An 11,191-nucleotide genomic window follows, 5' to 3' on the forward strand; every position below is an offset into this window, starting at 1 on the left:
ACTCCGCTCCATCCGGGCTACGGGCTACAATCGACCTGAAACAGGCCCGAAAGCAAAAAGCCCCGGCCGAAGCCGGGGCTTTGATGATGATAAGAAGGAGAGCAAGTGCTCACTTCTCGTTGGCGCGATTCTTGAGTGCGGTGCCGAGAATATCGCCGAGTGTCGCACCCGAGTCGGAGGAGCCGTACTGCGCGATGGCTTCCTTCTCCTCGGCCACTTCCAGCGCCTTGATCGAGACCTGCACCTTGCGGGCCTTCTTGTCGAACTGGATCACCCGCGCATCGACCTTCTCGCCGACGGCGAAGCGTTCGGCGCGCTGGTCGTTGCGGTCGCGGGCGAGTTCCGAGCGCTTGATGAAGGTGGTGAAGTCGGTGCCGGCGATCTTCACCTCGATGCCGCTCTCCTTCACCTCAAGCACTTCGCAGGTCACGACCGCGCCCTTCTTGACGTCGCCCGGCTCGGCGAAGGGATCGCCCTCGAGCTGCTTGACGCCGAGCGAGATGCGCTCCTTCTCGACATCGACGTCGAGCACGACGGCCTTCACGACGTCGCCCTTCTTGAAGTTGTCGATCACCTGCTCGCCCGGAAGCTTCCAGTCGAGATCGGACAGGTGGACCATGCCGTCGACGTCGCCTTCGAGACCCAGGAACAGGCCGAACTCGGTCTTGTTCTTGACCTCGCCCTCGACCACCGAACCGACCGGATGCTTCTCGACGAAGACCTCCCAGGGATTGCGCATGGTCTGCTTGAGGCCGAGCGAGATGCGCCGCTTGACCGAATCGACTTCCAGCACCTGCACCTCGACTTCCTGCGAGGTGGAGACGATCTTGCCGGGATGCATGTTCTTCTTGGTCCATGACATCTCGGAGACGTGGATCAGGCCCTCGATGCCCGGCTCCAGCTCGACGAACGCGCCGTAGTCGGTGATGTTGGTGACGCGGCCGGTGAAGCGGGCGCCGAGCGGATATTTCGCCTCGATGCCCTGCCACGGATCGTCCAGCAACTGCTTCATGCCGAGCGAAATGCGGTGCGTCTCGTGGTTGATCTTGATGATCTTGACCTTCACGGTCTGACCGATGGAGAGCACCTCGGTCGGGTGATTGACGCGGCGCCAGGCAATATCGGTGACGTGCAACAGGCCATCGATGCCGCCGAGGTCCACGAACGCACCGTAGTCGGTGATGTTCTTGACCACGCCGTCGATCACCTGACCTTCTTCGAGGTTCTGCACCAGCTCCTGGCGCTGCTCGGCCCGGGTCTCTTCCAGCACGGTGCGGCGGGACACCACGATGTTGCCGCGGCGGCGGTCCATCTTGAGGATCTGGAACGGCTGAGAGTTGTTCATCAGCGGCGCGACGTCGCGGATCGGACGGATGTCGACCTGCGAGCGCGGCAGGAAGGCCACGGCACCGTCGAGATCGACGGTGAAGCCGCCCTTGACCTGGTTGAAGATGACGCCGGTGACCTTTTCGTTGTTCTGGAACGCCTTCTCGAGCTTGCCCCAGCTCTCCTCACGTCGCGCCTTGTCGCGCGACAGCACGGCTTCGCCCAGCGCATTCTCGATGCGGTCGAGGAACACCTCGACCTCGTCACCGACCTTGAGATCGCTTTCGCGGCCGGGGCCGGCGAATTCGCGCAGCGCCACGCGGCCCTCGGTCTTCAGGCCGACATCGATGACGGCCATGTCCTTTTCGATGGCAACCACCTTGCCCTTGACGACCGAGCTCTCCTGCAGATTGCCGCCGGCAAAGGATTCATCGAGCATCGCGGCGAAATCGTCGCGGGTAGGACTATAGGAAGCAGCAGTATTCGAAGCCATATGTTCTCCAGATGCGGGTGTCTTGCCGGCCGTTTGGGTTCAAGGGCGCACCGCGCATGTGGTGTCAGGTCCGCAAATCCTGACGACCGCTCCTTGCGCGAGAGCGCAGAAGCGGGCCGGCAGCAAGCCACATGTTCGATACGTTGATGGCGCGCACTTCGCAAAAAATGGAAACCGGCTTTGCGAAAGAATGCGCGTGACGTAGATGTCCGGGGCCGGAAACGAGGGATCGACCTCAAGAACCGATGGAGCGGGCGCTCCTCCAATATCGGCCGGGGCTCATGCCCCGCTGCCGGCCCGCTCGGGCGGCCCCGACATGGTCGATGGCGGCACGGACGCTGCTGATATAATATCCACGGTTATTTTCGGCAAGCCAGAAATGCCCGATTTGCGGGGCTCTGAGGCTAGAACAAGCCTTAACAACGCCGGACTGCATTTGAACAATTGTTGACCGTGTTGTGCGAAAGGCGTCCGGCGGGCTTGCGGTGGAACCCGGACTTAAGCGAGCCCGCGCAAAGTGGGGTCCACCCAAGACACAGGGGGTACGACCATGAAAAGCCTGATCGCCCTGGCCGTCGTTGCCGCGCTCGCACTCGGCCATGCCATCGCCGCGATGCCCGGCGCGGCGGCGTCGATGCGGACCTTTTCGGCTGCGCAGCCTTTTTCCAGCCCGGCTGACCGGTAAATCGCCCTTCGACGGCAGTCAGGTCAGCCCGCGTTGCGCACGCACCGCCTCGACGATATCGATCGCGGCGCGCACGCCGGCCTCGATATCGAGATTGGAGTTGTCGAGCGTATGCGCATCGGGCGCTGCTTTTAACGGGGCCACCGCGCGGTTCTTGTCGCGCTCGTCGCGCTTGAGAATATCGGCCAGCACCGCTGCCTCATCGGCGTCCTCGCCACGGGCGCGGGCCTCCAGCGTCCGCCGCCTTGCCCGCACGCGCGGATCGGCGACGACGAAGATCTTCACGTCGGCATTCGGGCAGATCACGGTGCCGATGTCGCGGCCGTCAAGCACCGCGCCGGGCGGATCGGCCGCGAACTGGCGCTGGAAATTGATCAGCGCCTCGCGCACCCTGGGTATCGCGGACACCACGGAAGCGGCATCGCCGATCCGCTGCGTCTTCAACTCGGGATGGCCGAACTTCTCAGGGTCGAGCTCCATCGCCGCCTTGATCGCGCGCGCCTCATCGGCGAGGTCGGCGCCGGCATCGAGCAGCGCTTTCGCCACCGCGCGGTAGATCACGCCGGTGTCGAGATGGCGGTAGCCATAGTAAGCGGCGAGCCGTTTTCCCAGCGTGCCCTTGCCGGATGCGGCCGGTCCGTCGATGGCGATGATCATGGCGTCCTATGAAGTCGTAGAGTGAAGACCGCGCGCGCGACGCAGCGGCCGCTCCTCGGTGAAGATATTGCGCGACGCAAACTCGGCGGGGCTGCTGAAGATGAGATATTCGCGCATCGCGTCCGAAGCGGCCGCGGAGGTGAACCAGGGCGCCTTCAATCGACGGGCCGGATCACAAACCCAGCCAGGTACACGGCCAAGCCGACGTTGCTTGGCAAGATACTCGGCGATCGCACCGACAAGCGCGTCGAGCCTGACGTCACCAGTCAATCTTGGTTCGCGCTCGATGGACGCATAGCGAAGTTCATCGGTGGTTGCCAGGTCGAATGTGTCGACAAATTCCGCAAGGACGACATCCTGCGGCGCACCCGCCTGAATGCTCTCGACTGCATCAGCGAGGGTATTTGGGGGCATCGGCCACTCCCTCACGGCTTATGTTCTCCAGCAGAAAGCGCTGCTTCTCGGCTGAAGCGGCGCTCATGGGAAAGTATCGACCTAACAGGTCAATAGCATCTTCAACCGTGGAAATGCCGACGACCTGCATCAGATTGAGGATATCGAGTTGTTCGGTCTCACCACGAAGGGGATCCAGGACACGGAACGCCTTCAGCTTCAGTGCCAGGAGATACTCTGCCGAGGGCACCGAAACGACAAGACCAGCGGACGTAGCATCCCGCGGAAATGTTCCGAATTCCAGATGATCGGCGGCCCGATCGGCGAGCGAGCTCAGGTGAAATGAAACGCCGTCGTTGAACCAGTCTTCCCGCCAGTGATTCTCTTGAGCTATTTCGTGCACGACCAAGGCCAGCCAATCGGGCAGCGGGTGCTCAAGCTTGGATACGATGTCTTCCGTAGCGAACCGGAAATTGCTTGCAAGCATGAGTGCGGAACCTCCATAGACCGCGATCTGGAGTTTCGTTCCCGCCTGCGCCGCCGCCCGACCGATTCGATCGAAGGCATCGAGCAGGGCATCTCGATCGAACGCCGTACCCATTGCGCCAGCCTCATGAAAACTCCGCGCCGAGCGAGCGCATCATCGGAATGAAATCCGGGAAACTGGTGGCGATGAAGGCGGTGTCGTCGATCGTCACCGGCTGGTCGGCGGCCAGCCCCATCACCAGTGCGGACATCGCGATGCGGTGATCCATGTGGGTGGCGACCACGCCGCCGCCGGGCACATGGCCCTTGCCCTCGACGATCAGATCGTCGCCTGAAATCTCGACCTTGACGCCGTTGACGCGCAGCATTTCGGCGGTGGCTTCGAGGCGGTCGGATTCCTTGACGCGCAATTCCTGCAGGCCGCGCATGATGGTAATGCCTTCGGCGTAGGCCGCTGCCACCGCCAGCACCAGATATTCGTCGATCATCGACGGCGCGCGTTCCGGCGGCACTTCGACCCCGCGCAACTTCGAAGCACGCACGCGCAACCGCGCCATCGGCTCGCCGCCATCACTGCGCGGCTGGTCCTCCTCGATGGAGGCGCCCATCTCGCGCAGCGTCGTGAACAGACCGGTGCGCAGCGGATTGGTCATGACGTCGGGCAGGACGATATCGGAGCCGGCGACGATCAGCGCCGCCACCACCGGGAACGAGGCCGAAGAGGGGTCGGCGGGCACGACGACCTCGGCGCCGTGCAGCTCGGGCTGGCCGGTCAGCGCGATCCTGCGGCCATGGCTGCCTTCCTTGCTCGAGGTGAGCTCGGCGCCAAAATGCTTCAGCATCAGCTCGGTGTGATCGCGGCTGGCTTCCTGCTCGATCACCGTCGTGACACCCGGCGCGGAGAGCCCGGCCAGCAGCACCGCGGACTTGATCTGAGCCGAGGCGACGGGGGTCTTGTAGACGATCGGCACCGGGTTGCGCGCGCCATGCAGCGTCAGCGGCAGGCGGCCGCCCTCCCTCATATCGCCCGCCTTGGCGCCCATCAGTTCCAAGGGATCGAGGATCCGCCGCATTGGCCTCGAGCGCAGCGAGGCGTCGCCATCGAAAATCGCCGTGATCGGGCAGCCGGCGACCGCTCCCATCACCAGCCGGCAGCCGGTGCCGGAATTGCCGAAATCAAGCCGGGCCTTGGGCTCTGCAAAACCCCCGACGCCGACGCCGCGGACCGACCAGGCAAACGGGCCGGTGCGCTCGACCTCAGCGCCGAGCGCACGCATCGATTTGGCGGTATTGAGCACGTCTTCACCCTCGAGCAGGCCGGAAATCCGGCTTTGGCCGACCGCGAGTGCGCCCAGGATCAGGGCCCGGTGGGAGATCGATTTGTCGCCGGGCACGCGGGCCGTGCCGCTCAGGGGACCGCTCGCGCGGGCCTCCAGGGGGCTCTTGGAGGGGGTTTTTTCGGTGTTTTGCTCGGAATGGGCCAAGATTACGTCCTCTCGCCGCGCGGCAGGTAACACATCGAACCCCCGGCGTCACCCGGGAGCAAATGCGCGCAAACCGCTATTGACAGCGGCCCCCCAACTAGCCAAGTGAAGCACCGCTTTTCAGAAAATTCCTGGGATCACCACGTGGCCAAGTCCGACCTCGGAACCAAACGCATTTGCCCGACCACGGGCAAGAAGTTCTATGATCTGAACAAGAACCCGGTCATCTCGCCTTACACCGGCGAGGTTGTGCCGATCGCCCCAGTTGCGCCGCCCCGCGCCACCCGCGGCGCCGGTGCCGCTGCAGCCACCACGGCCCCGGACATGCCGGAGCCGATGGAAGCTGAAGAATTGGTCTCGCTCGAGGAGGCCGATGCCGAGGAGAACACCGGGAAGGTCAAGGCCGTCGTTCCCGAATCCGAGGATGATATCGAGATCGACGAGACCCTCGAAGACGATGATGACGATGATTCCACCTTCATCGCCGACGAAGAAGAGGGCGATGAGGACGTCACCGACATCATTGGCGACGTCGGAGGCGATGAAGAGACTTGAGATCGATCCAGAACTGTGTTCTGGGTCTTTCCCCGCGAGTCGGATGCGGCTCGCGATCCCTTAAGGGGCCATAGCTCAGCTGGGAGAGCGCTTGCATGGCATGCAAGAGGTCGGCGGTTCGATCCCGCCTGGCTCCACCACGCTTCGCCCTTCGGGCTACGCGTGGCGCAGCCGCGCGGAGCTCGAAGGGCGAAGCGTGGTGCCCGGCGAAGCCCATCGGGCGAAGACGGGCCTGTTTTAACGACATCACTTTGCGACTCTTACGCCCAACTACGCGTGGCGCAGCCGCGCGGAGCTCGAAGGGCGAAGCGTGGTGCCCGGCGAAGCCCATCGGGCGAAGACGGGGCTGTTTTAACGACATCACTCTGCGACTCTTACGCCCAACTACGCGTGGCGCAGCCGCGCGGAGCTCGAAGGGCGAAGCGTGGTGCCCGGCGAAGCCCATCGGGCGAAGACGGGCCTGTTTTAACGACATCACTCTGCGACTCTTACGCCCAACTACGCGTGGCGTAGCCGCGCGGAGCTCGAAGGACGAAGCGTGGTGCGCGGCGAAGCCCGCAGGGCGAAGACGGGCTGCCAAGAACTCCGCTGGCAAAGTCCTCGGCTGCTGATGTGGTACGTCTACATCATCCGCAGCATCAATTTCCCCGATCAAGACTACATCGGCGCCACTGCGGATTTGAAACGGCGCTTTCCAGAGCACAATGCCGGCAAGTCCAAGCACACCGCCAAATTCAAGCCATGGCAACTGGTCTGGTATTGCGCCTTCCCGGACAAATACAAAGCACTCGCCTTCGAGAAATATCTCAAATCCCACTCCGGCCGCGCCTTCGCCAAGAAGCGCCTCTGATCGCCCCCCTCGCCCTCTCACTCCCCCAACGCCGCGTTCAGCCTGTCCCGCAGCGCCACGATCTCATCCTTCATCGCTGATAGTTCCGCGATCGAGCATGCCGAGGCGGCCAGGACCTGTTGCGGCACGCTCCGCGCTTTCTCCTTCAACGCCAGCCCGTGCGGCGTCAGCGCGATCAGCACCTGGCGCTCGTCTTCCGTGCTGCGCGTGCGCTTGATCAGTTGCGCGGCTTCCAGCCGCTTGAGCAACGGCGTCAGCGTGCCGGAATCCAGGAACAGGCGCTCGCCGATATCCTTGACCGGCACGCCGTCCCTCTCCCACAGCACCAGCATCACCAGGTATTGCGGATAGGTCAGGCCAAGCCGGTCCAATAGCGGCTTGTAGACGCGGTTGAACGCATGCGCGGTCGAATAGATCGCAAAGCAGATTTGATTGTCGAGCCGTAGCGGCTGGTCCGCAATCGCCGGCTGTTTCCGTGCCATTTCTCAGCCTCGTCAGAATCTCCGCTCATGATGGGCCGGTGCGGCCGCACATTCAATTGCAGACAATTAAATGTGAGGCCACACGATTTATATTGCACACAATCTAATTGCCTGCAATATAAGAGCCGTCGAAACCATCGATGAGGGAGATACCCATGTCTGTGAACGTGCTCTACAAGACCAGCGCCAAGGCCACCGGCGGCCGCGACGGCCACGCCGCGACACTCGATGGCGCGCTCGACGTCAAGCTCACCACCCCGAAGGAGCTCGGTGGTGGCGGCGGCGCCGGCAACAACCCCGAACAGCTGTTTGCGGCCGGCTACGCCGCCTGCTTCATCGGCGCGATGAAGTTCGTGGCCTCCCAGGGCGGCCCGAAGGTGCCCGCCGATGCTTCGGTGACGTCGACCGTGGGTATCGGACCGCGCTCCGAAGGCGGCTTCGGCCTCGATATCGCGCTCGACATCTCACTGCCCGGACTCTCGCGTGCCGACGCCGAGGCGCTGGTGGAAAAGGCCCACCAGGTGTGCCCCTATTCCAACGCCACGCGCGGCAATGTCGATGTACGGCTGAACGTAGTGTAATCCGTCTGGCGGAATAGCCCGCCGCAGCTAGAGCATGATCCGGAAAAGTGGAAACCGGTTTTCCGAAAAGATCATGCTCAGACAAAGAGATGAGATCGTGATCCGATTCCATTAATCGGATCATGATCTAGCGGGCTATTCGCGCTGCGATCGGTGATGCGGATGCCCACGCGCGATAAGGCATTGCCGCCGCGTTCGAAGACCGCTAGCTCTGGACCAGCCCTCCATCTGTTTGACTTGAGCGAAGGTTTCCCATGAGTTCAGAAGCGGTCGCAGGCGCAATGGCCGGCCTGCGCGTGATCGACCTGACGCGCGTCCTCGGCGGTCCCTATTGCACGCAGATCCTCGCCGACCACGGCGCTGACGTGATCAAGGTCGAGCCGCCTGCCGGCGACGAAGTGCGCGACTGGGGCCCTCCCTTCCATGACGAGGATGCGGCCTATTTCGTCGGCATCAACCGCAACAAGCGCTCGATCGGGCTCGACCTCGCCTCCGAGGGCGGGCGCGCGGTGCTGATGAAGCTGCTCGAAGGCGCCGACGTCCTGATCGAGAATTTCAAGCCAGGCACGCTCGACAAATGGGGCATCGGCAACGACGTGCTGCGTGCGAAATTTCCGCGCCTCGTGCATTGCCGGATCTCCGGCTTCGGCGCCGACGGGCCACGCGGCGGCAATCCCGGCTATGATGCGATCATCCAGGCGATGACCGGCATGATCGCCGCGACCGGCTCACCGGAGAGCGGCCCGATGCGGATCGGGGTGCCGCTGGTCGACATCACCACCGGGCTCTACGCCGCGATCGGCATCCTGATGGCGCTGTCGGAGCGGCAGCGCTCCGGCCTCGGCCAGTTCCTGGAGACCACGCTGTACGAGACCGGCCTTGCGATCATGCATCCGCACACGGCCAATTACTTCATGCACGGCAAGCCGCCCGGTCTCACCGGCAACGAGCATCCGAACCTGGTTCCTTATGCGATCTTCCCGACCAGGACCGACAACATCTTCATCGGCGTCGGCAATGACGGCACCTTCCGCAAATTGTGCAAGGAGATCGGCAAGCCCGAACTCGGCACCGATCCGCGCTTTGCCCGCAACAAGGACCGCATCGCCAACCGCGACGCGCTGCGCGCCGAGCTTGCCGCGGTGTTCAGCCAGTACGAGGCCGAGCCGCTGTGCAACCGCCTGCTCGCGGCCGGTCTGCCGGCGGGCCCGGTGCAGAAGATCGACCAGGCGCTGACCAATCCGCACACGATCTATCGTGGCGATATCATCGAAAAGGACTGGTACAAGGGCGTCGCCTCGCCGGTCCGGCTGGAACGCACCAAACCCAGCCTGCGTCGCACCCCGCCGAAGTTCAGCCAGCATGCCAGTGAGGTGCTCGGCGAGTTCGGCTACTCGCAGGCAGAAGTCGAGGCGCTGGTCGCCAAGGGCGTGGTCTGCGGGCCCGAGCGAAAGCGCTGATCCGTCCGGATCAACTTTGTAGCCCGGATGGGAGCGAAGCCTGGATTGCGCTTCGCTCCGTCCGGGCTACCCGCCGGCTGCGGCAACAGGTCGCCTCAAGATTGACGTTCCCGGAGGGCTGCTTGTTTTTGCCGGATCCATCCCCCGGTCCGGCTTCCCCGGTACCATGATCTTCGCTTATAGGTCATTTGCACGTCATTCCGCGCTGCTAGCGCAACCGATCGGGATGACGGCTTAATGGGAGGGGTCTTATGGCTTTTCGACGTTTCGGCGCTGCAGCGGCTATCGCGGCCGCACTGGCATTCGGCGCTTCGCCGGCATTTGCCGTAACCGAAATCCAGTGGTGGCACGCCATGACCGGCGGCAACAACGATGTCGTGGTCAAGCTCGCCACTGATTTCAACGCATCGCAGAGCGAGTACAAGGTCGTTCCGACCTACAAGGGCGGCTATGCGGATACGATGAACGCCGGCATCGCCGCGTTCCGCGCCGGCAACGCGCCCCACATCATGCAGGTCTTCGAGGTCGGCACCGCCACCATGATGGCGGCAACCGGCGCGATCAAGCCGGTCTACAAATTGATGCAGGAGGCGGGCGAGAAATTCGATCCGAGCAGCTACCTGTCCGCGATCACCGGCTACTACTCGACCTCGAAAGGGGAGATGCTGTCCTTCCCCTTCAACTCGTCTTCGACCGTGATGTGGGTTAACCTCGATGCGCTGAAGAAAGCCGCGATCGCGGAGATTCCAAAGACCTGGCCGGACGTGTTCGCCGCGGCGAAGAAACTGAAGGCCGCCGGCTACAGCAATTGCGGCTTCTCCAATGCCTGGGTGACCTGGGTCAATCTCGAGCAGCTCTCGGCCTGGCACAACGTGCCGCTCGCCAGCAAGGCCAACGGGCTCGACGGCTTCGACACCGTGCTGCAGTTCAACGGACCGCTGCAGGTCAAGCATCTGGAAAACCTGATCGAGCTGCAGAAGGACAAGACCTACGATTATTCCGGCCGGACCAACACCGGCGAGGGCCGCTTCACATCAGGCGAGTGCCCGATCTTCCTGACCTCGTCGGCGTTCTTCGGCAATGTGAGGTCGCAGGCCAAGTTCAACTGGACCAACGCGCCGATGCCCTATTACCCGGATGCCAAGGGCGCGCCGCAGAATTCGATCATCGGCGGCGCCTCGCTGTGGGTGATGGGCGGCAAGTCGGCCGAGGAGTACAAGGGCGTCGCCAAGTTCCTGGCCTTCCTTTCGAATACCGATCGCCAGGTCGAGATCCACAAGGCGTCCGGTTATCTGCCGATCACCAAGGCGGCTTACGAGAAAGCCAAGGCGGAGGGCTTCTACAAGGACCAGCCCTATCTGGAGACCCCGCTGAAGGAGCTCACCAACAAGGAGCCGACCGAGAACTCGCGCGGCCTGCGCCTCGGCAACATGGTCCAGCTTCGCGACATCTGGGCCGAGGAGATCGAGCAGGCGCTGGCCGGCAAGAAGACGGCCAAGCAGGCGCTTGATGCGGCCGTCGAGCGCGGCAACCAGATGCTCCGGCAGTTCGAAAAAGCCGCCGTACGCTGAGTCTCGCGTCGCACTGAGTCATGTAGCCCGGATGGAGCGAAGAGACTGGGTAAGAATCTGAGCTTTTTGTAGGAACGAGTGTACGATTCGGTATGACGAATCGTAGGTTCAAGACCGGCGTCAGCCGGGATCAGGTCAGCCTTCTACCTGCACGGGTCGAAGATTATG

Annotated in this window: 12 protein-coding genes and 1 tRNA gene; 7 read left to right on the top strand and 6 right to left on the bottom strand. The window is 63.1% G+C overall.

Annotation, left to right across the window (positions count from 1 at the left end; genetic code table 11):
• Positions 1-109: 109 nt before the first annotated feature.
• Positions 110-1,819 (bottom strand): 30S ribosomal protein S1, encoded by a 1,710-nt coding sequence (gene rpsA, locus I6F35_RS23740; RefSeq protein ID WP_225120073.1) that lies wholly within the window; start codon positions 1,817-1,819, stop codon positions 110-112.
• A gap of 550 nt (positions 1,820-2,369) precedes the next feature.
• Here rpsA and I6F35_RS40245 point away from each other — a divergent pair.
• Positions 2,370-2,504, top strand: a complete 135-nt coding sequence (locus I6F35_RS40245; RefSeq protein ID WP_275945490.1) for a hypothetical protein — start codon at positions 2,370-2,372, stop codon at positions 2,502-2,504.
• Positions 2,505-2,522: 18 nt separating this feature from the next.
• On the opposite strand, the gene cmk is transcribed toward I6F35_RS40245, so the two are convergent.
• The 4 genes from cmk to aroA are packed head-to-tail and all read right to left on the bottom strand — an operon-like array spanning position 2,523 to position 5,524.
• A complete protein-coding gene (gene cmk / locus I6F35_RS23745) occupies positions 2,523-3,161 on the bottom strand; it encodes a (d)CMP kinase (protein WP_225120074.1) in 639 nt (212 codons plus the stop codon).
• Between the two features lie 6 nt (positions 3,162-3,167).
• Positions 3,168-3,575, bottom strand: coding sequence for a hypothetical protein (locus tag I6F35_RS23750; RefSeq protein WP_225120075.1), 408 nt, complete (start codon positions 3,573-3,575; stop codon positions 3,168-3,170).
• Positions 3,553-4,155 (bottom strand): hypothetical protein, encoded by a 603-nt coding sequence (locus I6F35_RS23755; protein WP_225120076.1) that lies wholly within the window; start codon positions 4,153-4,155, stop codon positions 3,553-3,555. The genes I6F35_RS23750 and I6F35_RS23755 overlap by 23 nt, the downstream gene beginning before the upstream one ends.
• Positions 4,156-4,165: 10 nt before the next feature.
• Positions 4,166-5,524, bottom strand: coding sequence for a 3-phosphoshikimate 1-carboxyvinyltransferase (gene aroA / locus I6F35_RS23760; RefSeq protein WP_225120077.1), 1,359 nt, complete (start codon positions 5,522-5,524; stop codon positions 4,166-4,168).
• A 144-nt stretch (positions 5,525-5,668) separates the two neighbouring features.
• On the opposite strand from aroA, the gene I6F35_RS23765 reads away from it, so the two are divergent.
• The 3 genes from I6F35_RS23765 (at position 5,669) to I6F35_RS23775 (ending at position 6,929) form a co-directional block, all read left to right on the top strand.
• A complete protein-coding gene (locus I6F35_RS23765) occupies positions 5,669-6,079 on the top strand; it encodes a TIGR02300 family protein (protein WP_225120078.1) in 411 nt (136 codons plus the stop codon).
• Positions 6,080-6,143: 64 nt separating this feature from the next.
• Positions 6,144-6,219, top strand: a tRNA-Ala gene (locus tag I6F35_RS23770).
• Positions 6,220-6,689: 470 nt separating this feature from the next.
• Positions 6,690-6,929 carry a GIY-YIG nuclease family protein gene (locus I6F35_RS23775; protein ID WP_225120092.1) on the top strand — a complete coding sequence of 80 codons (240 nt, stop codon included), beginning with the start codon at positions 6,690-6,692 and terminating at the stop codon, positions 6,927-6,929.
• Between the two features lie 17 nt (positions 6,930-6,946).
• Here I6F35_RS23775 and I6F35_RS23780 read toward each other — a convergent pair whose 3' ends face one another.
• Positions 6,947-7,411, bottom strand: a complete 465-nt coding sequence (locus tag I6F35_RS23780) for a MarR family transcriptional regulator (protein WP_225120079.1) — start codon at positions 7,409-7,411, stop codon at positions 6,947-6,949.
• Between the two features lie 155 nt (positions 7,412-7,566).
• Between I6F35_RS23780 and I6F35_RS23785 the strand changes: the two genes are divergently transcribed.
• From I6F35_RS23785 to ugpB, 3 genes are all read left to right on the top strand, one after another.
• A complete protein-coding gene (locus tag I6F35_RS23785; protein ID WP_225120080.1) occupies positions 7,567-7,992 on the top strand; it encodes an organic hydroperoxide resistance protein in 426 nt (141 codons plus the stop codon).
• A 254-nt stretch (positions 7,993-8,246) separates the two neighbouring features.
• Entirely contained in the window at positions 8,247-9,452 is a 1,206-nt protein-coding gene (locus I6F35_RS23790) for a CaiB/BaiF CoA-transferase family protein (RefSeq protein ID WP_225120081.1), read from the top strand.
• Between the two features lie 251 nt (positions 9,453-9,703).
• The gene (gene ugpB, locus I6F35_RS23795; RefSeq protein WP_225120082.1) at positions 9,704-11,023 is read left to right on the top strand and encodes a sn-glycerol-3-phosphate ABC transporter substrate-binding protein UgpB; all 1,320 of its coding nucleotides are present in this window, start codon (positions 9,704-9,706) and stop codon (positions 11,021-11,023) included.
• The last annotated feature ends 168 nt before the right edge of the window (positions 11,024-11,191 follow it).

The organism is Bradyrhizobium sp. BRP22 (genome assembly GCF_020194175.1).
In the GTDB taxonomy this organism is placed as follows: domain Bacteria; phylum Pseudomonadota; class Alphaproteobacteria; order Rhizobiales; family Xanthobacteraceae; genus Bradyrhizobium.